The organism is Arthrobacter sp. Y3223164, from assembly GCF_059091005.1.
Genome location: NZ_JBNHGF010000008.1, coordinates 1 through 25,914, shown reverse-complemented (window position 1 = coordinate 25,914; position 25,914 = coordinate 1). Strand labels below are relative to the sequence as shown.

28 protein-coding genes and 1 pseudogene are annotated in these 25,914 nt (G+C 66.4%); 8 read left to right on the top strand and 21 right to left on the bottom strand.

Annotation, left to right across the window (positions count from 1 at the left end):
* The 3 genes from AC5RUJ_RS01445 to AC5RUJ_RS01435 all read right to left on the bottom strand — a co-directional run.
* On the bottom strand, nt 1-671 hold a 671-nt coding region (locus AC5RUJ_RS01445; RefSeq protein WP_494155559.1), incomplete at its 3' end, for an amidohydrolase family protein.
* Nucleotides 672-685: 14 nt separating this feature from the next.
* On the bottom strand, nt 686-1,435 hold the full coding sequence (locus AC5RUJ_RS01440) for a glucosamine-6-phosphate deaminase (RefSeq protein ID WP_494127606.1): 750 nt from the start codon (nt 1,433-1,435) through the stop codon (nt 686-688).
* A gap of 251 nt (nt 1,436-1,686) precedes the next feature.
* Nucleotides 1,687-2,784, bottom strand: a complete 1,098-nt coding sequence (locus AC5RUJ_RS01435) for a DNA alkylation repair protein (RefSeq protein ID WP_494127605.1) — start codon at nt 2,782-2,784, stop codon at nt 1,687-1,689.
* 166 nt (nt 2,785-2,950) lie between these two features.
* Here AC5RUJ_RS01435 and AC5RUJ_RS01430 point away from each other — a divergent pair, with 166 nt between their 5' ends.
* From AC5RUJ_RS01430 to AC5RUJ_RS01420, 3 genes are all read left to right on the top strand, one after another.
* The gene (locus AC5RUJ_RS01430) at nt 2,951-3,673 is read left to right on the top strand and encodes an alpha/beta fold hydrolase (protein ID WP_494127604.1); all 723 of its coding nucleotides are present in this window, start codon (nt 2,951-2,953) and stop codon (nt 3,671-3,673) included.
* Nucleotides 3,670-4,200 (top strand): YbaK/EbsC family protein, encoded by a 531-nt coding sequence (locus AC5RUJ_RS01425; RefSeq protein ID WP_494127603.1) that lies wholly within the window; start codon nt 3,670-3,672, stop codon nt 4,198-4,200. The genes AC5RUJ_RS01430 and AC5RUJ_RS01425 overlap by 4 nt, the downstream gene beginning before the upstream one ends.
* 71 nt (nt 4,201-4,271) lie before the next feature.
* A complete protein-coding gene (locus tag AC5RUJ_RS01420) occupies nt 4,272-4,778 on the top strand; it encodes a ferritin (protein WP_494000945.1) in 507 nt (168 codons plus the stop codon).
* 61 nt (nt 4,779-4,839) lie between these two features.
* Here AC5RUJ_RS01420 and AC5RUJ_RS01415 read toward each other — a convergent pair whose 3' ends face one another.
* The 3 genes from AC5RUJ_RS01415 to AC5RUJ_RS01405 form a co-directional block, all read right to left on the bottom strand.
* The gene (locus AC5RUJ_RS01415; protein ID WP_494000944.1) at nt 4,840-5,223 is read right to left on the bottom strand and encodes a VOC family protein; all 384 of its coding nucleotides are present in this window, start codon (nt 5,221-5,223) and stop codon (nt 4,840-4,842) included.
* Nucleotides 5,224-5,341: 118 nt separating this feature from the next.
* On the bottom strand, nt 5,342-6,907 hold the full coding sequence (locus tag AC5RUJ_RS01410) for an amino acid permease (RefSeq protein WP_494127602.1): 1,566 nt from the start codon (nt 6,905-6,907) through the stop codon (nt 5,342-5,344).
* Between the two features lie 175 nt (nt 6,908-7,082).
* The gene (locus tag AC5RUJ_RS01405) at nt 7,083-7,439 is read right to left on the bottom strand and encodes a hypothetical protein (RefSeq protein WP_494049297.1); all 357 of its coding nucleotides are present in this window, start codon (nt 7,437-7,439) and stop codon (nt 7,083-7,085) included.
* A gap of 346 nt (nt 7,440-7,785) precedes the next feature.
* On the opposite strand from AC5RUJ_RS01405, the gene AC5RUJ_RS01400 reads away from it, so the two are divergent.
* Nucleotides 7,786-8,232: a MarR family winged helix-turn-helix transcriptional regulator gene (locus tag AC5RUJ_RS01400; protein ID WP_494049298.1), complete on the top strand. Its 447-nt coding sequence runs from the start codon at nt 7,786-7,788 to the stop codon at nt 8,230-8,232.
* Between the two features lie 89 nt (nt 8,233-8,321).
* Here AC5RUJ_RS01400 and AC5RUJ_RS01395 read toward each other — a convergent pair whose 3' ends face one another.
* The 11 genes and pseudogenes from AC5RUJ_RS01395 to AC5RUJ_RS01345 all read right to left on the bottom strand — a co-directional run bounded on the left by AC5RUJ_RS01395 (nt 8,322) and on the right by AC5RUJ_RS01345 (nt 17,888).
* Nucleotides 8,322-9,110, bottom strand: a complete 789-nt coding sequence (locus tag AC5RUJ_RS01395; protein ID WP_494049299.1) for an ABC transporter ATP-binding protein — start codon at nt 9,108-9,110, stop codon at nt 8,322-8,324.
* Nucleotides 9,107-10,102 (bottom strand): ABC transporter substrate-binding protein, encoded by a 996-nt coding sequence (locus AC5RUJ_RS01390; RefSeq protein WP_494101369.1) that lies wholly within the window; start codon nt 10,100-10,102, stop codon nt 9,107-9,109. The genes AC5RUJ_RS01395 and AC5RUJ_RS01390 overlap by 4 nt, the downstream gene beginning before the upstream one ends.
* A gap of 54 nt (nt 10,103-10,156) precedes the next feature.
* Nucleotides 10,157-11,296, bottom strand: a complete 1,140-nt coding sequence (locus AC5RUJ_RS01385; RefSeq protein WP_494155558.1) for a FecCD family ABC transporter permease — start codon at nt 11,294-11,296, stop codon at nt 10,157-10,159.
* Nucleotides 11,297-11,303: 7 nt separating this feature from the next.
* Nucleotides 11,304-12,158: an urease accessory protein UreD gene (locus AC5RUJ_RS01380; protein ID WP_494000937.1), complete on the bottom strand. Its 855-nt coding sequence runs from the start codon at nt 12,156-12,158 to the stop codon at nt 11,304-11,306.
* Complete coding sequence (ureG, locus tag AC5RUJ_RS01375) at nt 12,155-12,769, bottom strand: urease accessory protein UreG (RefSeq protein ID WP_494000936.1); 615 nt, start codon at nt 12,767-12,769, stop codon at nt 12,155-12,157. The genes AC5RUJ_RS01380 and ureG overlap by 4 nt, the downstream gene beginning before the upstream one ends.
* Before the next feature lie 64 nt (nt 12,770-12,833).
* Nucleotides 12,834-13,547 (bottom strand): urease accessory protein UreF, encoded by a 714-nt coding sequence (locus AC5RUJ_RS01370; protein WP_494013667.1) that lies wholly within the window; start codon nt 13,545-13,547, stop codon nt 12,834-12,836.
* Nucleotides 13,528-14,001, bottom strand: coding sequence for an urease accessory protein UreE (ureE, locus tag AC5RUJ_RS01365; RefSeq protein WP_494025142.1), 474 nt, complete (start codon nt 13,999-14,001; stop codon nt 13,528-13,530). Before ureE ends, AC5RUJ_RS01370 begins: the two co-directional genes overlap by 20 nt.
* Before the next feature lie 30 nt (nt 14,002-14,031).
* A complete protein-coding gene (ureC, locus tag AC5RUJ_RS01360; RefSeq protein ID WP_494127601.1) occupies nt 14,032-15,744 on the bottom strand; it encodes an urease subunit alpha in 1,713 nt (570 codons plus the stop codon).
* A 149-nt stretch (nt 15,745-15,893) separates the two neighbouring features.
* Nucleotides 15,894-16,328 (bottom strand): annotated as a pseudogene (locus AC5RUJ_RS01355) (urease subunit beta); the annotation flags it as partial.
* 16 nt (nt 16,329-16,344) lie between these two features.
* The gene (locus AC5RUJ_RS01350) at nt 16,345-16,647 is read right to left on the bottom strand and encodes an urease subunit gamma (RefSeq protein WP_494000932.1); all 303 of its coding nucleotides are present in this window, start codon (nt 16,645-16,647) and stop codon (nt 16,345-16,347) included.
* A 227-nt stretch (nt 16,648-16,874) separates the two neighbouring features.
* Nucleotides 16,875-17,888 (bottom strand): squalene cyclase, encoded by a 1,014-nt coding sequence (locus AC5RUJ_RS01345; RefSeq protein ID WP_494127600.1) that lies wholly within the window; start codon nt 17,886-17,888, stop codon nt 16,875-16,877.
* A 248-nt stretch (nt 17,889-18,136) separates the two neighbouring features.
* Between AC5RUJ_RS01345 and AC5RUJ_RS01340 the strand changes: the two genes are divergently transcribed.
* Complete coding sequence (locus AC5RUJ_RS01340; protein WP_494127599.1) at nt 18,137-18,526, top strand: cupin domain-containing protein; 390 nt, start codon at nt 18,137-18,139, stop codon at nt 18,524-18,526.
* A gap of 146 nt (nt 18,527-18,672) precedes the next feature.
* Here the strand turns inward: AC5RUJ_RS01340 and AC5RUJ_RS01335 are convergent, their stop codons facing one another.
* On the bottom strand, nt 18,673-19,371 hold the full coding sequence (locus tag AC5RUJ_RS01335; RefSeq protein WP_494024171.1) for a dienelactone hydrolase family protein: 699 nt from the start codon (nt 19,369-19,371) through the stop codon (nt 18,673-18,675).
* 128 nt (nt 19,372-19,499) lie between these two features.
* Here AC5RUJ_RS01335 and AC5RUJ_RS01330 point away from each other — a divergent pair, with 128 nt between their 5' ends.
* On the top strand, nt 19,500-20,084 hold the full coding sequence (locus tag AC5RUJ_RS01330) for a PepSY domain-containing protein (protein WP_494127598.1): 585 nt from the start codon (nt 19,500-19,502) through the stop codon (nt 20,082-20,084).
* 94 nt (nt 20,085-20,178) lie between these two features.
* On the opposite strand, the gene AC5RUJ_RS01325 is transcribed toward AC5RUJ_RS01330, so the two are convergent.
* Nucleotides 20,179-21,864 (bottom strand): amidohydrolase, encoded by a 1,686-nt coding sequence (locus AC5RUJ_RS01325; RefSeq protein WP_494024173.1) that lies wholly within the window; start codon nt 21,862-21,864, stop codon nt 20,179-20,181.
* A gap of 328 nt (nt 21,865-22,192) precedes the next feature.
* On the opposite strand from AC5RUJ_RS01325, the gene AC5RUJ_RS01320 reads away from it, so the two are divergent.
* Together AC5RUJ_RS01320 and AC5RUJ_RS01315 are read left to right on the top strand one after the other, a co-directional pair.
* A complete protein-coding gene (locus AC5RUJ_RS01320; RefSeq protein WP_494024174.1) occupies nt 22,193-23,389 on the top strand; it encodes an MFS transporter in 1,197 nt (398 codons plus the stop codon).
* A 110-nt stretch (nt 23,390-23,499) separates the two neighbouring features.
* Nucleotides 23,500-24,177: a TetR/AcrR family transcriptional regulator C-terminal domain-containing protein gene (locus AC5RUJ_RS01315; RefSeq protein ID WP_494024175.1), complete on the top strand. Its 678-nt coding sequence runs from the start codon at nt 23,500-23,502 to the stop codon at nt 24,175-24,177.
* Nucleotides 24,178-24,189: 12 nt separating this feature from the next.
* Here AC5RUJ_RS01315 and AC5RUJ_RS01310 read toward each other — a convergent pair whose 3' ends face one another.
* Together AC5RUJ_RS01310 and AC5RUJ_RS01305 are read right to left on the bottom strand one after the other, a co-directional pair.
* Complete coding sequence (locus AC5RUJ_RS01310) at nt 24,190-25,170, bottom strand: D-2-hydroxyacid dehydrogenase (RefSeq protein ID WP_494024176.1); 981 nt, start codon at nt 25,168-25,170, stop codon at nt 24,190-24,192.
* Nucleotides 25,170-25,859, bottom strand: a complete 690-nt coding sequence (locus AC5RUJ_RS01305) for a PspA/IM30 family protein (protein WP_494025156.1) — start codon at nt 25,857-25,859, stop codon at nt 25,170-25,172. The genes AC5RUJ_RS01310 and AC5RUJ_RS01305 overlap by 1 nt, the downstream gene beginning before the upstream one ends.
* Nucleotides 25,860-25,914: the final 55 nt, after the last annotated feature.

Below are 25,914 nucleotides of genomic sequence, written 5' to 3'. Positions count from 1 at the left end.
TCCGCCGCGGTGTGTCCCAGCGAGGGGACCACGCCGTGGCCGGCGAGCAGTTCCACGAGTTCGTCGGCGCCGGGCAGTTCCGGCGCGTACGTCATGGTGCGCAGGAAGCCGCGGCCGCCGGCGAGCAGCTCCCGTGCCAGGCCGAGGTCCGGTTCCAGCAGCCAGCGTGGGTCCTGGGCGCCGCAGCGTGCAGGTGACAGGAACGGCCCCTCCACGTGGATGCCCGCTATCTCGCCGTCGGCGGCGATCCGCGAGAGGACGTCGAGTCCGCCGAGCAGATCCGGGGGCGGAGCGGTCACCAGGCTCGCCAGCAGGGTGGTGGTGCCAACAGCATGGATGCCGGCCGCCGCGCGGCGCGCGTCCGCTTCGGGGGCGGTGGTGAAATCGACGCCGAAGGCACCGTGGCAGTGCAGGTCGACCAACCCGGGGATCACCCTCTGGCCGGCGGGGACGTCGACGACGGTGTCCGCCTCGCCGGGCGGCAGGGCCTCCGCCGGACCGACGTAGCTGATCTCCGCGCCGGACACCGCAACGGCTCCGTCCCGCAGTTCACCCTCGCCGGTGTGGATTCTGCCCCTGAGGATTGTCCGGCCGCCCGGCAGCGGAGCCCGTTCCGCTTCGCGGAACGGGACGGGGGAGCCGTTGGTGCTGCCGGCGCCCTGGCGTGTCATGGCGGAATCGGGGCCTATCTGGCGGAAAACCGGGAACCCGCCTCGACATCGGTGAGGACGGTGACGTCCGGGTGCAGCTGGAGCACCGAGGCCGGGCAGCCGGGGTCGACGGGCCCGGTCAGCGCGCGGTGAAGGATGTCGGCCTTGTCCCGGCCCTGCACCAACAACAGCAGCCGCCTGGCATCCAGGATGGTGCCCAGGCCCTGCGTGATGCAGCGGGTGGGGACGTCGTCGAGCGACGGGAAGAACCGGGCATTGGCCCGGCGCGTCGTCATCGTCAGCTCCTCGACCCGGGTCCGGGAATCCAGGGCCGAGCCGGGCTCGTTAAAGGCCAGGTGACCGTTGTGGCCGATGCCCAGGATCTGCAGGTCGATCCCGCCCGCCGACGCGATGGCCGCTTCATAGTCCGCCGCGGCCCGGTCCACATCGGCCCGGTCGGCGTCCGGCAGCAGGACCGACGCCCGGTCGAGCCCCAGCGGCCGGATCACTTCCCGGTCGATCACCTGCGCGTAGCTCTCCGGGTGCCCGGCCGGAAGTCCCACGTATTCGTCCAGCGCGAACCAGCGGACCCCGGACAGATCCAGGCGGCGCCGCGCCAAGGACTGATACAGCGGCAGCGGCGAAGACCCGGTGGCCAGCCCGATGACGGGACGGGGCAGCTCGTCGAGGAGGCCGGCAACGATGTCGGCGGCCAGCGCGCCGATGTCTTCAGCGTCGTGGTGCGAAACCTGGAGCTTGCGTTCCTGCTCGGCCAACGGGGTCATAGGAGTCCTGTCTGTCGGATGAGTCCGCCTTGACGGATGCGCGCCGCGCTGCACGTGCTTTGCGGCAAGGGCAAGTCAAACTTCATGCGCTTTTCCTTGTGGGACGGGTCGGAGCCTCCGGGTGTGTGCCGTCAGGGCTGGCACCCCGGAGAAACGTTGGAGCAAGATTACCGGATGCTACCGGCCCAAACCGGTAGATGCGGGCGCACCATGCCGAGAGCGAATTCCAACGTTTGCGCACGGCGCATGTGTCAGAGCACGACGTCGAAGCCCGCCTCGGGCGACAGCGTTCCGTTGGCCTGCACTTGGACGAGGTGCCGGCCGGGGTAATGCATGCGCGTGGTCATCTGGCGGAAGGCGTGGGCTTTGCGGAACTGCCGGGCCTCGCCCGCGGCGAGGTCGGCCACCGCCAGCTTGAAGACCTTCGGAGCCAGCGAACCGTTGGCCTTGACGTAGTGGACCACATAGTCCACCGCCACGCGGGCCGGGGTGGCCGCTTCATTGCGGATCTCGACGGCGAAGGCGAGCTCCCCGGGCAGGTGGACAGTGTCCCGTTCGAGTTGCGGGACGGCCACCGAGAGGGCGTTGGAGGTGAAACCCAGCGCTGCGAGCGCACCGGGATGGGCCTTCTTCACCAAGGTGCGCAGCCCGTGCCGTACCACCCGGGCGGTGTGGGCACCAGGGGCGGCGTTCCACCGGGCCGCGGTCGCCACCACGTCCTCCGGGGCGTGGCGCGAGACATCGTTCAGGTGGTTGGCCACCGAGCGGCGGACGGCGTCGCTCTCGTCCTGGAACAGCTCGTCGAGGATCGGCAAGGTGGATGCCGGCCGGTCGACGATGCCGGGTACCCGGACGGCCCACGGCAGGTACGGCCGTGTCCCTTCGCTGGCCAGCCGCCGCACCTGGCCATCCGGGTGGGCCGTCCAGTCCCGGATGATTCCCAGCGCCCGGTCCAGGTCCTGGATCAACAGCCGGCGGATGGCGAACTCGCTCGTCATCCGCGGAGTCAGTTCCGCGAGCAGTGCAATTGCGTCGTCGAAGGCCGGCTGGCTCCCGTCTTCCAAGGCGCGGGTTACGGCAGCCTCGCCTACCGGCCAGAGCATCCAGCCGGTGAAGGCGCCGTCGTCCAGCGCCGCGCGGATCACGGCGGCGGCCGGTTCGTAGCCGGTAACCAGGTCTACGAGGAGCGCTTCCGCCAGCACGTCGGCGCGGGCTCGCAGGGGCAGCGGCTCAAGCCGACCTCCCGCTTCCCGGAGCGCCGGCCACGCAGATTGGTCGCCGGTTCCGGCCAGGCAAGTGCGCAGTTGCTCGACGGCGGCCGGCCCCAGCAGGTCGTTCATGATTCCCATGCGGTCCTCCGGGTCGGGCCAATAAGCTTTCGGAAGCCAGCCTATGGCTCTTCGGGCAGGTGGGACCGCCGCCGTGCTCCTCCGTGGTCACCTCAGGGACCGTCGTTGTCCTGAATTATGCCTAAAGGGTGTTCGGGGCCACGGTCGGGCACTAGAGTCACCTGACATGGACATCATCCTGGTACCCGGCTTCTGGTTGGACGCGTCCTCGTGGGCGGAGGTGACCCCGCCGTTGGTCTCGGCCGGGCACCAGGTACACCCGTTGACGCTGCCCGGACTGGAAGCGCCGGATGCGCCGCGGTCGGGCATCGGACTGCGCGACCATATCGACGCGACCGTCAAGGCAGTGGACGGCTTGGACGGGCCGGTGGTCCTCGTGGGCCACTCCGGCGGCGGGGCCATCATCCACGGCGTGGTGGACCAGCGGCCGGACAGGATTGCCCGTGCTGTCTACGTGGACAGCGGGCCGCTGGGCGAAGGCGGCGTGATTAATGACGAGCTGCCCGCCGAAGGGGACGAGGTGCCGTTGCCGGACTGGGGCCTCTTCGAGGAGGAAGACCTGGTGGACCTCGACGAGGGGCTCCGCGCCGCGTTCCGTGCCCGAGCCATCCCGCAGCCAAGGGGCGTCGCCTCCGATCCGCAGCACCTCTTTGACGAGCGGCGTTTTAACGTGCCGGTCACGGTGATCACCTGCGAGTTCACGCCCGAACAGCTGCAGGGCTGGATCGACGCCGGCGCACTTCAGGTGGTTGAACTGGCCAGAATCCGGGACGTGGAGTACGTGCACCTGCCCACGGGGCACTGGCCGCAGTTCACCAAACCGGCCGAGCTCGGCGAAGCCATCCTGGCCGCCGTGACCAAGACCGTTGAGGCAACCGGGGCTCAGTGAGCACGGCCAAACTGCTGCCCGCCGTCGAGGCAGCGCTCGCCGGGAACGGGCTCGCTTACGAGGTCCTCGACTGCGACCCGGATCTGGCGGACACGGCGGCGTTTTGTGCGCATTACGGCTTCGCTTTGGAGCAGTCGGCCAACACCATCTTGGTGGCGTCGAAGAAGGTGGAACCGGCCAGGTACGCGGTGTGCGTGGTGCTGGGGACCGCCCGGCTGGATGTGAACAAGACGGTCCGCGAACTGATGGGCGTCAAGCGCGCGTCCTTCGCCGACGCGGAGACCACCCGGGCGGTGACCGGCATGGAGATTGGGGGAGTGACAGCCGTCGGGACCTCCGGCCACCCGATCTACATCGACGCCGCCGTGCTGGACCAAGAACGCGTGGTGATGGGCGGCGGCAACCGCTCCAGCAAGCTGCTGCTCAAGCCGGAGGAGCTGGCCAAGCTGCCCGGCGCCGTCGTGGTTGAAGGGCTGGCGAAGCCCGGCGTGCCGCTCAGCGCCACCGGCAGTTCAGGGACCGGGTAGCCGAGGCTTCCCTAATCTTGGCTTGCCTTACCTTGCTGGCGGGGATACAAACCGGCGCCTAATCTGGTGCCATGGGACTCACAGGAAAACTCGCAGAAGCGTTTAATGACCAGGTCACGCTGGAACTCCAGGCCTCCGTGGTCTACCGCCAGCTCGCCATCGAGATGGATGCCATCGATTTGCCCGGGATCGCCGGCTGGTTCCGCGCCCAGGCCGAGGAAGAGGTGGTCCACGCGAACAAGTTCATCGAGCACATGATGGACCGCGGCGCCCACCCCAAGATCCAGGCGATCACGGCTCCGACAATTTTCGCCGAGACCGTACTGCAGGCGTTCGAAGCTTCGCTGGCACACGAGAAGAAGGTCTCGGAGTCGATCCGCGACCTGTACCGGCTCGCCCAGCAGGAGGGCGACATTGACTCCATCCCGCTGCTCAACTGGTTCGTCGACGAGCAGTTGGAGGAAGAAGCCACGGTCGGTGAGATCATCGGCCGGGTCAAGCTGGTCAACGACGACGGGCCCGGCCTGCTGCGCCTGGACGAGCAGCTCGGTTCCCGCACCGGCGAAGCCAGCAGCTAGCAAAGCGACAGGCGGCGTCGGTGCCCAGGCGGGCGCCGGCGCCGCCTGCTCGTGTCTGCCATCAAACGTGCTGGTCGACGATGACCGGGTTGCCGTCCGGGTCCTGTAGAACAAAGCTGGCAGGACCGGTGGTTGCCTCGTCTGCTTCCGACAGGAATTCCACGCCCTCCGCTTTCAGCTGCCGCTGGAGGTCGCGCACATCTGCGAATGAGTCAAGGGTCTGGGCGTCCTGATTCCAGCCCGGGTTGAAGGTCAAGGCGTTCTTGTCGAACATTCCCTGGAAGAGTCCGATGACGGCCTCACCGTTTTTCAGGATCAGCCAGTTCTGCGTGATATCACCGCCGTGCTTGCTGAACCCGAGCTTTTCGTAGAACGCGGCGGAAGCCGCAATGTCCTTCACTGCGAGGCTGAGCGAAAAAGCGCCGAGTTGCATGTGTTGCTCCATTCTCCGAAATCCTGGACTTCTCGCATCATAGCCACGGGGTGTCCGGGGTGGAGCACATAGACGAACGGACCCCGGGCCCGGACAGCGGGAGCGACTACCATGCTCCGGCGGCCCGGAGCTAGGGCTCCGGGTTGTGCCGGTGGTCCTTCCGGTCGCGGACACGCTGCTCGTGCTCCAGTCGGCGGTGTTCCTCGCGCTGGTGTTCGAGTGATATGAGCTCCGGATGGTTCAGCCGAGAATGCTGGCGGCCGTAGAGGAAGTAGATGGCGAAGCCGATAAGCAGCCAGACAGCGAAGCGCACCCATGTGAGCGTGGTCAGGTTCAGCATCAGCCAGAAGCACAGCACCGCGGAGAGAATCGGCACCACGGGCGAGCCCGGGACACGGTAGGCGCGGGGCAGATCCGGCCGCTTCCTCCTGAGCACGACAATGCCGATGCTCACCAGCACGAAGGCCGAGAGGGTGCCGATGTTGATCATTTCTTCCAGAACGTCCACGTTGGTGAAGCCCGCCACCAGGGCAACCAGGGCCCCGGCCAGGATCTGCACCCGCGCCGGGGTTTTTTGATGCTCGGTGGTGTGGCTGAGCCATCGCGGCAGCAGGCCGTCACGGCTCATCGCGAAGGCAACCCGGGCGAGGCCCATCAACAGGACCATGATGACGGTGGTGAGCCCGATCAGGATGCCGATCGAAATGACCTGCGCGGCCCAGTCCGCCCCGACTCCGATGAACGCCGTGGCCAGCGAAGCCTCGTCGGCTTCCGCCAGCTCCCGGTAGGACACCATGCCCGTCAGGGCCAGGGTGACGAGGATATACAGGACGGTCACGATTGCCAGGCCGCCGAAAATGCCCCGCGGCAGCGTCTTTTGCGGGTTTCGCACCTCTTCGGCGCTCGTAGCCACGACGTCGAATCCAATGAAGGCGAAGAACACCAGTGCAGCACCCGCCAGGATGCCCACCACGCCGTACTGCTGGGGCTCGGCGCCGCTGAGGAAGGAGAACAGCGACTGCGTCCAGACGTTCCCCCCGGCGCTCGCCGTGGCGACCGGCTCCGGCACGAACGGCGTGTAGTTTTCTGCCCGTACGTACGTGAAGCCGACAACGATCACGAACAGGACAATGGCAACCTTGATGATGGTGAAGACATTGTTTACCCGCGCCGACAGCTCGGTGCCAAGAACCAGCAGGGTCGTGAAGACGGCAACGATCAGCAGCGGGCCCCAGGTGAGGTCCAGGCCGAAGACATTCACCGTGGTCGGGACATTGATGTCGAAGAGCAGGAAGACGTTGCTGAGATAGATCCCCCAATACTTCGCGATGACGGCCCCCGCCGTGAACAGCTCCAGAATCAGGTCCCAGCCGATGATCCAGGCCAGCAGTTCGCCCAGGGTCGCGTAGGTATAGGTGTAGGCGCTGCCGGCCACGGGAATGGCTGACGCGAACTCGGCGTAACACATGATGGCCAGCGCGCAGGTGATGGCCGCCAGCACGAAGGACACGGTCACGGCCGGGCCTGCGTAGCTGCCGGCGGCCTTCGCGCCGACGGAGAAGATGCCCGCCCCGACGGCGACTGCCACACCGAGGACCATCAGGTCAAAGGTGCTCAGCGTGCGCTTCAGCTCGCGCCCTGGCTCCGTCATGTCCGCAATGGACTGCTCGATTGATTTGGTCCGAAAGAGGCTCATGGGACCAGTATTCTCAGGATGGCCTACCCCGAAAACCCCACCCCGGGCTGAGGGGGCGAACAGCCCGGGAACCGGTAGGGGATGGCGCCTCGGAGCCAATCCGGGCCGCGCACGGCAGTGTTATGACGGGAGGATGTAGCGGCCCGCCATGAGGGCGGGACGCGGGCGAAGCAGGTCAGCCGACGGCAACCAGACCCGGCGGGTTGGCTGCGGCCCCGCTGGTCGGTGCCGGGAGGGCGGAGGCGCATGTTCCGGCAGCTGCGGCAACCAGTTCGGCAGGTACTCCGGAGGCCAGCGCGGCGGCTGTCTGCTCTTGGAAGACGGCCTTCGCCTGGTCCAGGGCCCATTCCGCCGCCTCGACCTGTCCCGCCCGCACGGTAACGGCCTCCAGCGCTTTCTTCTGCCCGGGTGTCAGGTCGGAAGCTGTCTGGACCTGGCCTCCAGGCAGTTCGGCTGTTGCAGCTGGCTGTCCGGTATAGATCGTGGAGTCCAACTCCGCGATCGACAGGGGCAGCGTATTGGTATCGGTCACGGAATCCATCGATGTCCCTTTCCAAGGGAAAAAGGCAGCGCTTGGTCGCTCGGTGAGAGAGCGCGTGCTGCGTTCTGGAGACAGACAGACCTGCCTCCTAAATCGAAGCCTACAGCACCGTTGCAATACGACAGATGCCGGGGCCGGGCTTGGCCCGGGCAGAGCGGCTCCACGGCAACCTGGCTGCGGCTTATCCTTCAGGGGTCGTACGGGTTGGCCTTTCGACGGGGCAGCGCGGTGCCGGCTGGGTCGCCGCCACCGCGCCGGGCAGAAATAAAGGCCTATTCTGCTCTCCGGTGTGGATAAACCATTGACCTCAGGAAGATCAGTTTGCTTATAATTCTGCATGCCTGATCTATCCAAGTGGCACATGCCCCGGCTTCTCTCCACAGCCGCGAGGCTTGTCGAATACGAGTGGAACGAGCGGCTGGCCTCCCTCGGCTTGACCCATGCGGGTGCGACTGTCCTGGAGATCCTTGCCGTGGAGGGGGCAATGGCCCAAGCACAACTGGCGAAGCGGGTGCGGGTGCAGCCACAGACCGTTGGCAAGACCCTGGCACGGCTGGAAGCGACTGGTCACATATCCCGCGTCCGCGGCGAGAACGACCGGCGCGAGCAACGGGTCAACATCTCCGAAAGCGGCAAGGAGACCTTCCACCAGGTGGTGAAATTGGGACAAGAGCTTCTGGGCGAGGACGACGAGACCGAGCAACTCAAGAATCAACTCATCGGTGTCGTCCGGGACCTCGGCAACGACAGGTTCGGCACCAAGAGGCCTTTGCGCCCCGGCTAAACCGGCGGACCAACGACGGAACCTTTTCCGTGGCTGGTGCGGTTGGGCCTCCGATGATCTTGACCGATGGCCGTGGAGCACGGACGCCCTCAGCCTGGCGGATTAGCTGAAGGGAATGGTCTGAATACCAGTTGAAAGCCGTCGTCGAACTGGAAACGGCTGACCCCGATCTTGTACACCGGCTCAAGGTTCTCCGGGACCAGCACCTCGGACGGTGTGCCGGCAGCAACCACCCGGCTTTCGTTGAGTAGCAGGACGCGGTCGCAGTAGGCAGCAGCGAGGTTGAGGTCGTGCAGGACCACGACGACGGCATGGTTGCTGGTCCCCGCCAGGTCGCGCACCAGCTTGAGGATCTCGTGCTGATAGCGGATGTCCAGATGGTTGGTCGGTTCGTCGAGCAGCAGGTGCGTCGCTTCCTGCGCCAGCGCCCGGGCGATCAAAACACGTTGCCGTTCCCCGCCGGAGAGCAGGTCGAAGCCCTGGTCCGCCCGGCCCAGCATGCCGACCCGTTCCAGTGCGCGGGCCGCGGCCTGTTCGTCCCGCGCCTTACGCCGGCCCAGCCGCGGTTGGTGCGGGGTGCGGCCGAGCAGCACCATGTCGGAAACCAGCAGGGGCAGGTCGCCCGGTGTCTCCTGCACGACCACTGAGACCGTCCGGGCGCGCTCCTGCGCGTTGAGCTGGCGCAGTTCCTTATGGTCCAGCATGACCGTTCCGGTGTGCGGGGCCAGCGATCCGTACAGGATCCGCAGCAGGGTGCTCTTGCCGCTGCCGTTCGGTCCCACCACGCCCAGGACTTCGCCGTGCCGGGCGTGGAGGTCAACGCGATCCAGGACGTCGCGGGAGCCGTAGGAGAAGGAGATGCCGGAGCCGGAAATCACTGGCCGAACCGCTCGACGATCCGCTCGAGTCCGGTGACCGACAGCGGTGACGGCGGCTCGGTGAAGTTGAACAGTTGCACGAGGATGTCGTCGTTGGCCACCGCGGTCATGGAGGAGGCTCCCTTCGAAGATGTGACGGCGTCGGCCACTCTGCTTGGGTCCCCGGCGGAGTGGAGCAGGATCAGGACATCGGGGTTGCGGCCGATGAGTTCCTCGCGGGTGACCTCGAAGACCCGCTGGTCGACGTCGTTGAAAACGTTTTTCAGCCCGGCGGCCTCCAACTGCGGTTGGGCCATGGACCTTGTGCCGTAGGCGTAGGTGCTTCCGCCGCCGACCGTCGGGTAAAGGACGGCCGCAGTGCGGCGGCCGGTGTTGGCCGTCTCGGAGGTGATCTGCTCCACCTGGGCCTTGAGCTCGCGGGCTGCTTTTTCGGCCCGTTTTTCGACGCCGAAGATCTTGCCGTAGGTGCGCAGCTGATCCGCAACGGTGCTGAACCCCGGGGTTTCCGAGGCGTTGGGGCAAAAGGACGGTTCCTGCAGCATGGGGATGCCCGCGGCGGCTAGTGTTTCACGGTTAAGGTTTTCGGCCGTACCGAGGACCAAGTCCGGTTGCTGCGCCAACACGACTTCCTGCGAAATCTGCAGGTGGCCCGTGGTGTCCAGGCGGTCGGTCAAGAGCGGAATGCGGGCGAGTTCGTCTTGCGTGGCCGGGTCGAAGTATTCGGCCGGGTAGACGCCTGCGCGGGCCACTACTGTGTCCATGACACCGAGTGCGGCCAAGTAGGAGACCGGTGAACTGTCCAGCATGACAACCCGTTCCGGCGGCGCGTCCAGGGTGACCGCGGCGCCGCAATTGGTGATGGTCAGCGGGTAGCCATCGGCCTCGGGTGCTGCAGGTGTCCCGGCGTTCCCGGAAGTCCCGGCGCAGCCGGCCAGGCCGAGGGCGATTGCCGCCGCGGCTGCAGCGGACAGCAGGTGGGCGGCAGCTTTCATGAGATTCTCCTCGGGCTAGTGGATGTGGGCGATAACGCGGACGTGGGGTGACGCTCAGCCCGCCGGGCGCATCCTGCGGATGAGGTAGAGCAGGAAGGGAGCGCCGATGAAAGCCGTGATGATCCCGATCGGCAACTCCTGCGGCTGCAGCAGCATCCGTGCGAGCAGGTCGGCCCAGATCAGGAAGATTGCGCCGAGCAGGGCAGAGACCGGGATGACCCGGGAGTGGGTGGCACCGACCAGCCTGCGGGCGAGATGCGGAACTACCAGTCCAACGAATCCGATCGATCCGGAGGCAGCGACGACCACACCGATGCACAGGGAGATGATGATCAGCAGCTGGGTGCGGAACCGGCCGGGTGCAACGCCGACAATGTGAGCGGTTTCGTCGCCGATGGCCAGCGCGTCCAAGCGCCTTCCGGCAAGGGTCAGCAGGCAGCTGGTAATCAGGACCACCACGACGACGATGGCCAAGGGGCTTCCCCACTGGGCCAAAGCCAGGGACCCAAGCAACCAGAACATGACGGACCGGGCGCCCTCTGCCGAGCCGGAGGCGAAGACCAGAAAGCTGGTCACGGCGGTCAGCGCGTATCCGATCGCAACGCCGGCCAGCAGCAGCCGCATTGAGGTCACTCGTCCGGCCGAGCGCGCGATAAGGAAGACCATCATCGACGCGGCCAGCGCGCCGATGAAGGCGCTGGCGGGCAGGGCGTGTTCGCCCACCCCCAGACCGACGCCGAACAGGATCATGGCTGCCGCACCGCTGGAGGCTCCGGAATTGATGCCGAGCAGGTAGGGGTCGGCCAGCACGTTGCGCACCATTGCCTGCAGCGCTGCTCCGCACACCGCCAATCCGGCACCTACGACGCATCCGAGCAGCACGCGAGGCATCCTGACGTCCCAGACGATCGTCGAGGCTGTCGGATCGGGCTGATACCCGGACGGCTGGCCCGGCATATGCGACAGGATCACTTGGACCACGGTCGCGGTATTCAGCATGACAGGCCCGGTCGCCACAGACAGCACCATTCCGGCGACGAGAAGCGCGGCCAGCGCCACTACCCAGAAGAGATGACGACGCCGGAGCCTTGCCCGCAGCAGCGGGTCCGCGCCGCGTGGGGTCTGGCCGTCGCGCACGTCGCGTGCGCGTGGGGTAGGGTCCGATGACGGAAAGATGATCAGTGCCTCCAACAAGGCTGGGTCAGTACTTGCGAAGATTCAGTGGTTGCTGGCCGAACCAGCGGTGGCGGAGCAGGTCGACGGCGGCGTGCAGCATGGCGTTCAGCGTGTCGGTGCTGCGGGACAGGGCGCGCAGGGCGAATCCGGGGCCGTTGAGCAGAGACAGGCCGAGCTGCCCGCCGGGATCCATGGGGGCCAACCGGTCCTGCAGCTCGCGCACCAGGTCGCCGTCCACCCGCGGGTCCACCACGAGCATCGAGCCCAGGTGCGAATAGTCTTCGAGGAAAAGCATGCTGGAGAGCGGCGCGTCCGGATCGCCGGGGCGGATCAGCAGGTTGTCCAGGGCGAGCAGGCGGCCGTCGCGGTAGATGTCGTTGCGGATGCGCACCTCCTCGTACCGGAAGGGCCTGCCGTCCGGGGACCAGCCGGGAGTGACCACGTCACACATCACCAGGGAGGAGTCCGCGGCGAGCTCGACGACGGTCTCCTGGCGGTAGGTGGCCTCCCGGTACGCGATGAGCTGGTCGGGCAGGTACTCCAGGCTGGCGCCGGGGCCGAGGCGGAACCGGGTGCGCTGCACGGCCGGTTCGCCCGGCGTCCGATAGATCTTGGTGGCGGACTGGGTGGTCAGCAACAGGCGGGCCTGGTCCTCGACCTGGACGTCGACCTCGTAGACATCCCCGCCAAGGTAGCCGCCGCCCGGATTCACGATCGTGTAAGCGACCTGCGCGGACGCGTCCAGGTAATGCGGTCGGATAACCCGCAGCGCGCCCTGGTGGTATTGCGAGGTGGCGACGCCGCGGCCGCCGCGCAGGCCCACCGTCAGGCGCAGCTCACCGGTGGGAAGCTGCACGCCCGCCGGCTGGGCCGCGCTCACTGCGCCAGGTCCTGCATGAGCACGTCGCGGCGCAGCCAGTCGATGACCTTGTCCAGGCCCTCGTCCGTCTTCAGGTTGGTGAAGCAGAACGGCTTGTCTCCACGGAATTCCTTCGAGTCGGACTCCATGACCGACAAATCTGCACCCACGTGCGGCGCCAAATCGGTCTTGTTGATGATGAACAGGTCCGATTTGATCATGCCCTGGCCGGCCTTGCGCGGGATTTTTTCGCCCTGCGCCACGTCGATGATGTAGATGGAAAAGTCCACCAGTTCCGGACTGAACGTCGCCGAGAGGTTGTCGCCCCCGCTTTCGATGAACACGACCTGCAGGTCCGGGTGCCGCTTGATCAATTCCTCCACGGCGGAGGAGTTCATCGAGGTGTCCTCGCGGATGGCGGTGTGGGGGCAGCCGCCGGTTTCGATGCCGATGATCCGGTCCAGCGGCAGCACGCCGTTGGCGGCCAGAATCTTCGCGTCTTCAATGGTGTAGATGTCGTTGGTGATGGCGGCCATGGAGATTTCGCCGGACAGGTGCCGGGTCAGGCGTTCGACCAGCTGGGTCTTGCCGGCGCCGACGGGGCCGCCGATACCGATCTTGATGGGTTCCATTGTCTTACTCCTTGTTCCGTGGGCCGGCCGCGGTGCGGCCGGGTCTGTTGCGTGCGACGGCGGGTCAGGACATGAACATGCGGGCGCGCTGCCGCTCGTGGCGCATTTGGGCGATTTCCAGTCCCGGGGCGGCGGCGCCGAAGTCGCCGCGTCCCAGTCCGGCGATCCTCGCCGTTGCGACGGTGATCTCCGGATGGGCCTGGCGCAGCACCCGCTGCCCGGCGTCCTGGCCGATCGGGATGCCGCGGATGGCATTCTGCGTCAGCGAGGTCGCCGTCGAAAACAGGTAGGTGCCCAGCAGTTCCGGCAGCGGAACGTGCAGGCTTCGCCCGGCGATGGCGAACGCCAGCGCCGGATGTCCGCTGCATTCGCCGCTCGCGACGTCCTCGCGGTACTGCTCGATCTCGTCGCTGTCGAGGATGACCGAGGCAATCTGGAGCATCCGCGCACCCATTTTCACGCCCGCCTCGCGCACCTGCCGCGGCAGGGCCTGCGCCGCCAGCATCGCGTCCAGCTCCCGCAGTTCCGCCGTCGAGCGGGCTTCCAGGGCCAGCCGGATGGCAAGGCCGTCGCTGTATGTCAGCTGGGTGTGGATGAACTGGCCGAGCCAGACCGCAAAGGTCTTCTCGTCGCGGACCAGCCCGCGTGACAGGAACGTCTCCAGCCCGAACGAGTGGCTGAAGGCGCCCGTGGGCAGGGCGGAGTCGGCCAGCTGCAGCAGGGGCAGCAGGTACGACGACGGGTGGCGCCCGGGTGCCTCAGTGCGTGTGTTCGGCATGTCGAAACGGCACGGGCATGACCCGCTCCTGCCGGGAGTAGGGCACCTGCATGTGCTGCAGGTAGTCTTCGACGGTGTGGTCGTACTGCACCACCATGACCTCCGCCCGGTAGTCGCTTCCGGCGTCGAAAAATTGCGCCTGCAGGTGCCTGTTGCCCAGGCTGTGGGCCACCACGCCCATTTCCCGGATGGTGCGCGGGGCGATCACCAGCACGTCCGTGGGCAGGACGCTGACGACGATGACGTTCGACTCGTCGCGGAACAGGATGTCGCCGTCGCGCAGGTCTCCCGGGGTGGCCAGGCGGATGCCGATTTCGCGGCCGTGATCGGTGGTCACGCGCTGGACGCGTTTGACCAGTTCGCTGCTGGGAAGTGCTACCTTCTCCTCGTGCAGGCCGGCAAGCTCCGTGTGCGGAAGATCGTGCCGGTTGGCGATGACGCGCTCAATAATCATTGACTACGTCCTTTCAAGGTATGGCTCGGTTTAGAACAGGAAGTAGCGCTGGGCCATGGGGAGCACGGTCGAGGGCTCGCAGGTGGCTACTTCACCGTTGACCGTGACGGTGTAGGTTTGCGGGTCGACCTGGATGTCCGGCGTCTCCCCGTTGTACTTCAGGTCTGCCTTGGTCAGGGTGCGGATGCCGTGGGCCGCGCGGACGGTCCGGCGCAGGTTCAGCCGGTCCGGGATGCCCTCGTCGATGGCGATCTTCGGCATGAACGTGATCGAGGACGAGTGCACGGCGCTGCCCAACGCCCCGAAGTTGTGCCGCAGAGTCCGCGGCTGCGGGGTAGGGATGGAACCGTTCGCATCGCCCATGATGGACTGCACGATTTGTCCGCCCTTGATCACCATTTCCGGTTTGACGCCGAAGAAGGCCGGGTCCCAAAGCACCAGGTCCGCGAACTTGCCCACCTCGACGCTGCCGACGGAGTCGGCGATGCCGTGGGCGAGCGCGGGGTTGATGGTGTACTTGGCGACGTAACGCTTGAGCCGGAAGTTGTCGCCGATTTCCGGGTCTTGCTCGAACTTGCCGCGCTGGCGCTTCATGGCATCCGCCACCTGCCAGGTCCGCAGCACCATCTCGCCGGCGCGGCCCATGGCCTGGGCGTCCGAGCTGGTGATCGAGAAGACGCCGAGGTCGTGCAGCACGTCTTCGGCGGCGATGGTCTCCTTGCGGATCCGGGAGTCGGCGAAGGCTACGTCTTCGGGGATGTCCGGGTTCAGGTGGTGGGCGACCATGAGCATGTCCAGATGCTCGTCGAGCGTGTTGGTGGTGTAGGGCAGAGTCGGGTTGGTCGAAGCCGGCAGGACGTTGGGCAGCCCGGCGACGCGGATGATGTCCGGGGCGTGCCCGCCGCCGGCGCCTTCGGTGTGGAAGGTGTGGATCACGCGGCCGTCGATGGCGCGGATGGTGTCCTCCACGAAACCGCATTCGTTGAGGGTGTCCGCGTGGATGGCGACCTGCACGTCGAACTCGTCGGCGATCCGCAGCGACATGTCGATCGAGGAGGTTGTGGCGCCCCAGTCCTCGTGCACCTTGAAGCCGATGGCCCCGGCCCGGATTTGCTCGGCCAGCGGACCGCGCGCGCTGGCGTGGCCCTTGGCAAGCAGTCCGATGTTGATCGGCAGGTCGTCCACCGCCTGCAGCATCCGGCCGATGTGCCACGGCCCCGGCGTCACGGTGGTCGCCTTGGAGGCATCCGACGGCCCGGCGCCGCCGCCGATCAGGGTGGTGACGCCGTTCGCCAGGGCCACCGGCACCTGGTCGGGGCTGATGAAGTGCACGTGCGTATCGATGCCGCCGGCGGTGAGGATCTTGTGCTCCCCGGCGATCACGTCCGTCGCGGCACCAATGGTGATGTCGACGCCGTCGGAGATGTCCGGGTTGCCCGCCTTGCCGATCTTGAAGATGTGCCCGTCCCGCAGTGCCACGTCGGCCTTGTAGATGCCGCTGTAATCCAGCACGACGACGTTGGTGATGACCGTGTCCGGAATATCCTGGTCGCGGGTGCGCTGTCCGTTCTGGCCCATGCCGTCCCGGATGACCTTCCCGCCGCCAAAGACAACTTCCTCGCCGTAGCGGGTGTAGTCGTGTTCGATCTCCAGCAGCAGGTCGGTGTCCGCCAGCCGAATCGCATCGCCGGTAGTCGGCCCGTACATCTCCGCATAGTGCCTGCGGTTCATCTCGAAGCTCATCGCTGTTCCTCCCCGCCGCCGTCGGTCTTCTCCGCGGCAGCTTGCCCGGTCTGCTCCGCGGCCTCGCCGCGTCCGCCCGCCTTCTTGGCGGCGCCGCCGGCCTTGGGGCCGCGGGATTCGTCGACCAGGTCCATGCCGTACGTGGTGTGGAAGCCGGCCGCCTCGACGCCGACGTTGGGCAGGTCGATGTCGTATTCGGCCGCCAGTTCGGGCTCAGCCTCGGCGTTGATGCCGGCGGTGCCGCCGATGGCGTCGGTGTAGGCCGGGGGGACGCTGGCGCCCAGCGACCCGTTCATGTGGTTCCGGAAGCCGTAGACCTCGCGGTTCCCGGCGATCTCCACCAGGTGCACACTGCGCGCATCGCCGGGCTCGAATCGCACGGCCGTGCCCGCCGGAATGTCCAGCCGAAAGCCGCGCGCGGCGACCCGGTCCATATCGAGCGCCGGATTAACCTCGGCGAAGTGGTAATGCGAACCGACCTGAACCGGCCGGTCGCCCCGGTTGGTCACGTTCATGATGCGGGTCTCGGCGCCCTCGTTGCAGATGATGGGCTCGCCGCGCAGGATGTATTCTCCCGGTTTCATGGGTCTCTCCTCAGGCTCAGCGGATCGGGTTATGGACGGTGACCAGCTTGGTGCCGTCGGGGAAAGTGGCCTCGACCTGCACATCGGCGATCATCTCCGCCACGCCATCCATGACGTCGCCGCGGGAGAGGATCGTGGTCCCGTAGCTCATCAGGTCCGCGACGGTCCGGCCGTCGCGGGCGCCCTCGATCAGTTCATAGGTGATCAGGGCCACCGCTTCGGGATGGTTGAGTTTCAGGCCGCGCTGCTGGCGCCTTCGGGCAAGGTCGGCGGCGACCACAATCATGAGTTTTTCGTGCTCACGGGGCGTTAAATGCATGTAGAACTCCCTAGTCCGTAACAAAAAGAAGTGTCCACCCGTTATCTACAACCGGTCAGAGACTAGACCGGGAGGCCCGTGGATAAGGCAAGGATAGCCACGGAGATCGCACCCGGCAAATTGGTGGGAATCCGGTGGCATCACCGCCTCACAATTGCTTGACATCGAGCTTCCCGGTGTCCTTCACACCCGGTCGGCTCGTCCTGCTGAAGCGACCGCGACCAAGGTCACACGGTCTCGGACCGGTAGCCCGGAGCAGGCGGGAGGGCTTCCGCCCCGTCCCACCAAGCGAGCGCGCGCGTGGCGTAGAACGTAAGCCACTTGGACGGCTCACCCGGCGGCACGTCGACGTCGAACCATACGCGGCCGGGGTGGCGGCGTTCCTGCAGCCAGGTGCTGTCCGACTGGCGCGCGGCACGGATCACCTCCACGGCGTCGGCGAGCCGGGGATCGGGAGCCGTGCCGTCGTGGAGCGTGGCCGACCTGAAGTAATCCACGGCATTCAGTGCGCTGTAGAGCCAGCGGAACGGGTAGGCGAAATGCGCGGCCCAAGGCCCGACGGGTTCACCGGTCGACCGGGTGTACAGCAGCCGGCGTTCCAGCAGGTACTCTTCGCCGGCGTGGCGGGCGGCGCGGAGATCGTCCGAGCCCCCGGCGACGGACTCGTAGTACAGCAGCCCTTTCAAGGTGTTGAGTGTGGAATGGAAGGACGAGCGGGTGGAACCTTCGATCCATTCGCAGTTCCAGCCGCCGTCGGGCAGTTGGTGCTCGATGAACCAGGTGGCGATCCCGCCCACGTCCGCACCCAGCCAGGCGCCGTTGGCCAGGGTGAAGGCGTTGATGCAGCAGTCCACCTCGCCGTCCCAGTAGGGCAGGTTCTCGTATTCCCAGCGGCTATTGGCGGCGAGCAGGTCCGCCGTGCCGGCAAGCGCTGTTGCGTCGAGGCCCCAGTCCCGGAGGTAATTGAGCGACCAGGTTGTGGCGGTCCACGGCTGTCCGGCGCCCTCGGCCGCTTCCGGCCCCTGGAAGTCGAAGTCGCTGGGGAAATAGGCCCCGCCGGCCCACTGGCCATCGGGGTCTTGGTGCGCGAGCAGCCGCGCGCCGAAGCCCTCGGTGGCCACGTTCGCTTTTGTCGCGGCCCACCGTTCGGGGGGCGCATGTGCGAGGTCCCGTTCGACCTGCCAGCGCAGTGCCGGATCGGAGTCGAGCAGCCAGCCGACCAACGCCGCCTCGGGCTTCATGATCAACAGAGTAGCGGCCCCCGTAAAAGAACAACATGGCCTCCGCGCCCCGCCCCGCTCGGGGAGGGGAACCGAAGGACTGCGCTGGGCGGGCACGACGTCGTGGCCGGAGACCGCCGCCGCGGAAAAGTGGCCAAAGGCGGTCACAATGGGTGAATGCGATCACAGAGATGGGAGGCCCGGCCGGGGCAGCATGTTGAAGCCACCGATGCCGGACCTTATGGCCAACACGCGAACGGAGCGCCCTGATGAAGACACTGATTCCCGGATTGCCGCTGAATATTACCGACCTGACACTCGACCATCTGCCCGTGCCGGCTGCCCAAGTGGCCGAGGGCGCGCCGACTACCGGCCTGCATGGCCTGGGCCGGCTGGGCGACCTCGGCGTTGGAGTCTGGGAAATGTCCACCGGCAGCATGAACGATACGGAAGCCGACGAACTGTTTCTGGTCGTCTCCGGCAGCGCCACCGTGGAATTCCACCACGACGACGCCCATGACGCCGCCGGGACGGCGGTCCCGTTGGCCCCAGGCTCGCTGATGCTGCTGTCGGCAGGGATGCGCACCACGTGGACGGTGCACGAAACCCTGCGGAAGCTCTATCTCACGCCAGAGCGGGAGTCATCCGACGCGGAGTGATGCATCGGACTGCTCCGTCCAGCCGGTCGGCTTCTCCGTCGAAGATGGTCTTGAAGCAGTGTGCGGCGGCCGTCCGAGCCTTGCGAGAGAAGGAAGGCGACGTCGGTGCCCGGGTGAGCACCGACGTCGTCCCATAATCCCCGAAGCTACTTGACCTTGTCCTTGAGGAACTGCACGGACCGGCTCCAGGCGAGCTTGGCCTCCTCGGGACGGTAGTTGCCCTGCGGGTTCTCGTCGTTGTGGAAGGCGTGCGGGGCGTCGTAGAAGTAGTAGGTCACTTCCGCGCCGGACTCGCGGCGGATCTGCTCCTCCTGCGCCTTGGCCTTCTCCACCGGGTAGGACTTATCCTGTTCGCCGTAGTGGCCCTGGATGGCGGCGCGGACCCCTTCGTACGATGTGGGCACGCCCTGGCCGACGCCGTAGAACGGCACGGCCGCGCTGATGCGCTCTCCCTGCTGCGCGGCCAGCGCCAGCACAAAGCCGCCGCCCATGCAGAAACCGATGGCACCCACCGTGGAACTGGTGACTGACTCGTGGGCCAGCAGGTAGTCCACGGCGCCGGCCAGCAGCCGGGCGCCTTCCTCTTCCGGCAGCTTGGACATCATCGCGGCGGCTTCCTTGCCGTCGTGGGCGATGCGTCCACCGTAGAGGTCCGGTGCCAGCGCGACAAAACCTTCGGCGGCGAGGCGGTCGGCAACATCGCGGATGTGGTCCACCAGGCCCCACCACTCCTGGATGACGATGACGCCGGGGCCCGACCCGGACTCGGGCACGGCCAGATAACCATGGGCCTCGGTGCCTGCTGATTCGAAGGTGACGTTCTGGTACGTCGGGTTGTCGGCCAAAGTCCTACTCCTGATCACTCGGGGGCATTCGTTGCCAGTCTAGGACAGCGGCGCATGTTGTCGTGCTTGCCGGGCGGCGGAGGGCCCGTGGCATGGCCAAGCCGGTTGTCGGGGCGGAGAATCGGTCTATGGAACAGCTGAGGAAGACTTTCACCGCCCTTTCGATTGCTGCCGGGCTGGCCGTTACACTGTCGGCCTGTGACGCCACCGGAGACGACATATCCCAGCCCGAACCCGGCCAGGCCCAGCCGGCCGAAAGCCCGGCCGGGGCCGGCAACCCGAGCCCTGGCGGCACCGGATCTGCCATGCCCGGTGAACGCAATGCGCGGGCCGCGGTCGAAACCGCGGTGAATGCCGTCCGCGGCAGTTCCGCGATCGAACTCGACTACAGCGACCGGCTTCAGGCCTGGGAGGTGGACGTCTTCGACGTCGATGCCGAGCTCGAGGTACAGGTCTCGCCGGACGGCAGCGAGGTGCTTGAGCAACGGGAATCCGGGGGTGCCGAACCGGAGCAGGCCCGAGAGTTGGAGCAAACCAGGGTTTCCATGTCCGAGGCCCTTGTCACCGCCGCGGAAGCCGAACCGGGGAACGTGGACGAAGTGACGCTGGGGGATGAGGACGGCCTCCCGGTGTGGGAGATCGAGATCGACCGCGGAGACGGCTCCAGCGCCGACGTGTTGATCGACGCCGTCACCGGTGAGCAGATCCGCTAGAGGGCGAACCTTTCGAAGGCCATTCAGGTGCATAATTGCCCTCGGGAATGATGCTCCTTGTACCCGGGGCCGAATCTGTCGTGGTGGCCACCTCTTATGCCCATGCCTGCTGGCTGTAGTGCACGGCGCGTCCGCCCACCATGGTCATGGCGGCAGCCACGGTGTGCAGGTCTTCTGAAGCCAGATCGAAGGGCTGGCGGTCCAGTACCACCAGGTCCGCCAACGCGCCCACCCGGAGCAGGCCGCCCTGATCAAGGCGGTTCAGCCTTGCTGAACCGGAAGTATAGGCGGCCATGGCAATCTCCAAGGCCAGGGCCTCGCTTGGTATGAGAGGCTCTTCCCCCGACATTTCGGGGCCGCGGCGGTTGACGGCCACATGGATAGCCTGCCAAGGGTCGGGGGTGGAGACCGGCCAATCCGATCCCATCGCCAAAGCGGCGCCGGAGGAGACGAGGGAGTTGAAGGGGTATTGCCAGCCAGCCCTCTCGAGTCCGAGGATCGGCAAGGTCAACTCGGTCATCTGCTCGTCATTCTGCGCCCAGAAGGCCTGGGCGTTGGCTGTGACTCCGAGCCTGGCGAAGCGCGGCACATCCTGCGGGTGGACGATCTGGATGTGTGCCATATGGTGCCGTCTGGCGGTGCCGCCTGTGTTGGTGTTGCGGGCGTGCTCGATGGCATCGAGCCCGTCGCGCACCGCGCGGTCTCCAATGACGTGCATGTGCAGGTCAAAGCCCGCACCGTCCAATGCTGCGACCGCATCGAGGAGCACTTCCCTGGGCATATACGTCAGGCCGCGGGAGTCCGCTGCGCCGTGGTCGTTGGAACCTCCGGTGCAGGTGCACGGGCGCAGGTAGGGATCCAGCATCGCCGCTGTCTGATTCTCAGCCACCCCGTCCACCATGATCTTGGCGCTCGTGGTGGTGAAGCCCGCAACTCCGTTCTCCCGTCGCCGTTCTTCGAATCCTTCCACCAGCTCGGCGAGGTTGCCCGACGTTGTGGTGCGCGGCACCCACAAAGCTCCTGTGGCCCGTGCGGTGAGCATGCCGTTTCCGGCCAGCTGCCGGTATATCCGGCTGACGTCCGGGTAGCCCGCATAGTCCCCAAGGATCGCTTCCTGCCAGCCCGTGACGCCTTGCGCGTGCAGGAATCGCTGTGCCTCGAGCAGTGCTTCGGCCAGTTCCGCATCGGTGGGTTCCGGCACCAGCTTGCCCACAAGGTCCATGGCGCCCTCATGCAGAGTGCCGGTGGGGTTACCGTCGCTGTCCCGCTCCAGCCGCCCATCAGCAGGGTCCGGTGTTCGGGCATCGATGCCGGCCAGCTGAAGGGCCCGGGAGTTGACCCAGGCCCCGTGGTGGTCTCGGTTAAGGAGAAACACCGGCCGGTCTGCAACGACCTCGTCCAACTGCTCCTTGCGAGGGGCGCCGCCGTGGAAGTCGGCCATTGACCAACCACCCCCGGTGATCCACTCCTTGTCGGGATTAGCTGCGGCGTATTCCCGCACAGTGGCGAGCGCGGCCTTTGCCCCTGAGACCTCCGACAGGTCACAGCTGAGTCGTTCAATCCCGCCGTAAACGGCGTGTACGTGGGCGTCGGTGAAACCCGGGCACAGCAGCCTTCCGCGCAGATCTACCGTTTCCGCCGCTTTGCCGGCCGCGGCACGCACCTCATCGTCCGTGCCGACGTCCGTGATCCGCCCGCCGGTCACGGCGACTGCGGTAACGTCCGGTCGCAGGCGCACCCCGTCGAAGATTCTGCCGGAGTGGAATACCCAGTCGGTCATGCTGCTCCTTTGCGGTCCTTTCCTGGCCGGCGGCTTTTCCTCGACCCGCTGCTCGTCTCCGCCGGGGATGGTGTCAGGTGCGAATGATGAGCAGGTGCACATCATAAGACAGGCAACAGCCGCAAAGTCAACACCGTTGACTCTGCTTGTCTTACACTCCTCGGGCCCGCGGCGCGCCCGGGGCGCAACTGTGATCCAGATCACAGCCGGGACTGTTGTGGTGAGGTGGGCCACTATGCCACTCTTCAGTCAGCGCCGTTGACAACGCCGTTGACTTTACCCACAGGTGTCGATCGCTCCACTAGCCATACCCCTCGAAGGGAAACACATGCTTCCGACCAGTTCCATCCCGCCTCTCACGCCCAGGGTAGTTATTGGATTTCTTGGCACCTGGGTGATGGCTCTGCTTGCGGCCAACCTTGTACCCGTGCTGATCGGGGCGCTCATTGCGGACCTCGGCATGTCCATCACTGCGGCCTCTGCGCTGGCCACGGCAATGTCACTGGGCACCGCAGCAAGCATTTTTGCCTGTACCAAGTTGGTCGCGAAGGGAGACCGTCCCAGAGTTGCCCGAATAGGCCTGCTGGTTATGGCCCTCGGTTTCGGTGCGGGTGCCGCGACTCTGAACGAGACCGCCGTTGGCATCGGTATTGTGCTTGCGGGCATCGGCGCCGGCACAGTGGTGGCTGCCGGTACCGCAGCTTCCGCTGCTACCCGTGATCCGGACAAGACCGTCAACATAGTCATGATCGTCAACCGCCTGGCTGCGGCGGCACTTCTGGCTATCGTGCCGGTCCTCGGCAGCGACCTCCGCACGATTCTGCTCATCCTGACGGCAGTAGGGCTGGTCGGACTGCTCGCCGCTGGAGGGTTGCCCAACGTGCCCATCGAGGTAGCCCAGAAACCCGTCTCGGGGCGCCAGTTCGGGATCAAGGCCATCATTTTGGCGTTGGTTTTTGGGCTTTGGAGCATGACCGAAGACCTCGTCTACGCCATCTCCGGTGTGATTGGCACTGAACATGCCGGGATGACACTCGAGGACCTTTCCCTCGTCCTTTCGCTCAGCGTTGTCGGCGGTCTCGCGGGCGCGCTGCTTTCCCCGCTTGCCCTGAAGCTCCTGGGCCGATCCCTGGCCATCGGACTGATAATCACCATCGGATCCATCTGCAAATACCTGGTCTTGACAGCCGACGGATCAGCCACACTGTCGACAGGACTTGTAGTGGCTGGAGCGATGTACGGCGCCGTGCTGGCGCTGGTCTTCGCGCTTGCCGCGCGGATGGATCTCTCAGGCCGCGTGGCAACCCTTGTCACCGGCGTTTACATCGTGGGCGTTGCACTGGGACCGGTCGTCGGCGGCAGCCTGATCGGCATCATCAGCACGGACGCTTTGGGGCTGGCCATCGGTATTCCCAGCCTCATTTTCGGAGCGCTGCTGTACGCAGTATCCCGCGCCAGCGGTGTTGCGGAGCGTGGTGGTGAAATCGTCGAGTCAGTGAAAACCCAACAGGACGCAGTCGTGTAGCCGGGGAACAGGGAACGGCGAGAATCCGTCTCCGCCCTCCTCCACCTGACACCACGGCATCCGATGTGCGAGGCTACAGGTGTGGCGCACATCTTGGGGCGGGAAACCTAATGGGGGCAGAGGCGGGACTCGCTAATCCCCGGCAGCGGGCAAAAGGGCTCAATCGCGAAATCATCATCGATACCTGCCTGCAGCTGACTGACGAGTCCGGTGCTTCCGCACTAACGTTCCGCCGCATCGGGCGAGCCCTGGGCGCGGACCCCACCGCACTGTACAGACACTTTAAAGACAAAGACGAACTGCTTCTGGCGCTGACAGACCGTCTGATCGGCGAAGCCCTCCGTGATTTTGAGCCAACCCAATCCTGGCGAGAGGACATCCGGGAGTTGCTCATTCGCGGGCGCAGGGCCTACCTGGCACATCCCCAAGTGGCTGCCCTCGCCGCCGTGCGTGTGACACGGCAAGAGTCCGAGATGCGCTTCGTGGAGACGATTCTCGCCACCTTACGAAAAGCAGGATTCGAGGGTGACGACGTTGTCAAAATTTACCGGGCTTGCGCCGACTTTATGCTCGCCTGGACAGGTTTCAGTGCTGCCCTGAAGTTACTGGGCGAGAAGTCGGCAACGGACGTTCGGGCTTGGGCAGAAGCCTACGCCCAAGCTCCGGCCGGCCGCTTCCCGAACGCTGCGGCTGCTGCAGCCTCCATGTCAGCTATCGACGACGACGAGAACTTCCTATTCTCGCTGGACCTGCTGCTTGACGGCATTGAAGCCCGCTTAGCCGTGTAGCGCCCTGCTCGTTCAGGATCCTGCGGGCGCCGCGAAACCCAGCGTCTTGTCGATGATGTTCTCCAGCGGCTGCTGCCGGGTGTAGCGGGCGAAATTGTCCGCGAACTGCCCGGCCAGCTGGGGCAGCCAGCCACGGGCATCACCGCTGAGGTGCGGCGAAATGATCACGTTGTCCATCTTCCAGAGCGCGTGGTCGGCCGGCAGCGGCTCGGTTTCAAACACGTCCAGTGCGGCTCCGGCGATGGCGCCGGATCGCAGCGCCGCCACCAGGGCGTCGGTGTCCACGCACGCCCCGCGGCCCACGTTCACCAGCCGGGCCGTGGGCTTCATGGCCTCCAGCACGGCTGCGTCGACGAGGTGCCGGCTCTCTTCGGTCAGCGGTGCCACCATCACCACCCAGTCGAAGGTTCCGACGACGGCGGCGAGTTCCGACGACGCGTACACCTCGCCGAAGTCCGCGTCGTCGCTGCGGGCAGTGCGCCCGGCCCCGGCAACGTGCAGGCCGAGGGCCTTGAGCACGCGCGCGATCTCGCGTCCGATGGCACCGGTGCCCACGATGAGGGCGCGGCCGGACTCCAGTCGTTCGGTCTCACGGTGCCGCCAGGTGCGCTCCCGCTGCAAAGACAGCAGACCTGGCAGGTCCTTGGCGAAGGCGAGCATCCCGGCGAGGACGAATTCGGCGATCGGCCGGTCGAAGATGCCGCGGGCGTTGGTAACCACCACGCCTGAATCCCGCAGTTCCTGGAACAGGAGCTTGTCCACGCCGGCGGCGGCCACATGAATCCACTCCAGCGAGCCGGCCGCATGCCAGGCGTCCTCCAGTGCGGGGGAGAAAAAATCCCAGAGGAACAGCACCTGGGCGCCGTTCAAGGCTTCCTCCAGGTCGTCCGCGGTGGCGTAACGCACCTCCGCGGCGGCCTCCACGTCCTCCATGCCAGGCGGCAGGTGGTCTTTGTACAGGACGGTGACGACGGGTCTGGCCGCTGCGGCCATCAGGCTTCCGGCGCCTTGTTGCGCCGCGACTTCAGCGCGCCCAGCTGGTCGTCAACTTCTGTGCTGGCCTCCAGCCATTCGAAGGCCTCCTGCACTTGCGGCGAGTCCGGGTCCGACCATGCGATTTCGTTGCGGGCGGATGCCTCGGCCTCGATGCGACGGGTCTCCCGCTCGGCATCCCGGGCAGCGGACTGCATTCCGGTTGCGCTGCCGGCTGCCGCCGAGGCGGCCTGCTGCATGCCGAGCGTGGCCTGAGCGACGTTGTGGCGTGCCTGAAGGGTCTGGTACCGCAGGCGGCTCTCGTCTATCCGCGAGGACAGGCGGGCGAGCTCCCCGTCCAACCGGCGCCACTGATCGGCCATGCGCTCATATTGCCGGGCGAGGGTTTCCACGCGCTTCGACGCCGTAATGCTCCGGTGCAGGAACTCGCGGGCCCCGTCGTCGTCGCCGCGGGCCACGCACTCTTCGGCCTGGCGGTCGCAGTACGCCTGCTCTGCTTTGGCCTCATCCAACAGCAGCCCGATGCGGCGGCAGTCGGCCGCGATGTCCGCGACGCTGCGGCGGGCTTGGTCCACCGCTTCGGACTGCTGCTGCTGGCTGGCCTCTATGGCCGCCAGGGGATCGACCGGAGTCTCCCTGGCCGCGCGGTTGGCGCGGATGATGCGTCCAAGGCGGTGCTTGATGGACACGTTAGCTCCTCATGGGATCGGGCCGACGCCGCGCCGGGGCGGGCTGGCGTCTCCA

Bases quoted from the DNA above. Each gene is read 5' to 3' on its own strand.
- AC5RUJ_RS01440 (WP_494127606.1), bottom strand. From the start codon at position 1,435: ATGACCCCGTTGGCCGAGCAGGAACGCAAGCTCCAGGTTTCGCACCAC.
- AC5RUJ_RS01435 (WP_494127605.1), bottom strand. From the start codon at position 2,784: ATGGGAATCATGAACGACCTGCTGGGGCCGGCCGCCGTCGAGCAACTG.
- AC5RUJ_RS01430 (WP_494127604.1), top strand. From the start codon at position 2,951: ATGGACATCATCCTGGTACCCGGCTTCTGGTTGGACGCGTCCTCGTGG.
- AC5RUJ_RS01420 (WP_494000945.1), top strand. From the start codon at position 4,272: ATGGGACTCACAGGAAAACTCGCAGAAGCGTTTAATGACCAGGTCACG.
- AC5RUJ_RS01415 (WP_494000944.1), bottom strand. From the start codon at position 5,223: ATGGAGCAACACATGCAACTCGGCGCTTTTTCGCTCAGCCTCGCAGTG.
- AC5RUJ_RS01410 (WP_494127602.1), bottom strand. From the start codon at position 6,907: ATGAGCCTCTTTCGGACCAAATCAATCGAGCAGTCCATTGCGGACATG.
- AC5RUJ_RS01400 (WP_494049298.1), top strand. From the start codon at position 7,786: ATGCCTGATCTATCCAAGTGGCACATGCCCCGGCTTCTCTCCACAGCC.
- AC5RUJ_RS01390 (WP_494101369.1), bottom strand. From the start codon at position 10,102: ATGAAAGCTGCCGCCCACCTGCTGTCCGCTGCAGCCGCGGCGGCAATC.
- ureG (WP_494000936.1), bottom strand. From the start codon at position 12,769: ATGGAACCCATCAAGATCGGTATCGGCGGCCCCGTCGGCGCCGGCAAG.
- AC5RUJ_RS01370 (WP_494013667.1), bottom strand. From the start codon at position 13,547: ATGCCGAACACACGCACTGAGGCACCCGGGCGCCACCCGTCGTCGTAC.
- ureE (WP_494025142.1), bottom strand. From the start codon at position 14,001: ATGATTATTGAGCGCGTCATCGCCAACCGGCACGATCTTCCGCACACG.
- ureC (WP_494127601.1), bottom strand. From the start codon at position 15,744: ATGAGCTTCGAGATGAACCGCAGGCACTATGCGGAGATGTACGGGCCG.
- AC5RUJ_RS01350 (WP_494000932.1), bottom strand. From the start codon at position 16,647: ATGCATTTAACGCCCCGTGAGCACGAAAAACTCATGATTGTGGTCGCC.
- AC5RUJ_RS01345 (WP_494127600.1), bottom strand. From the start codon at position 17,888: ATGAAGCCCGAGGCGGCGTTGGTCGGCTGGCTGCTCGACTCCGATCCG.
- AC5RUJ_RS01340 (WP_494127599.1), top strand. From the start codon at position 18,137: ATGAAGACACTGATTCCCGGATTGCCGCTGAATATTACCGACCTGACA.
- AC5RUJ_RS01330 (WP_494127598.1), top strand. From the start codon at position 19,500: ATGGAACAGCTGAGGAAGACTTTCACCGCCCTTTCGATTGCTGCCGGG.
- AC5RUJ_RS01325 (WP_494024173.1), bottom strand. From the start codon at position 21,864: ATGACCGACTGGGTATTCCACTCCGGCAGAATCTTCGACGGGGTGCGC.
- AC5RUJ_RS01320 (WP_494024174.1), top strand. From the start codon at position 22,193: ATGCTTCCGACCAGTTCCATCCCGCCTCTCACGCCCAGGGTAGTTATT.
- AC5RUJ_RS01315 (WP_494024175.1), top strand. From the start codon at position 23,500: ATGGGGGCAGAGGCGGGACTCGCTAATCCCCGGCAGCGGGCAAAAGGG.
- AC5RUJ_RS01310 (WP_494024176.1), bottom strand. From the start codon at position 25,170: ATGGCCGCAGCGGCCAGACCCGTCGTCACCGTCCTGTACAAAGACCAC.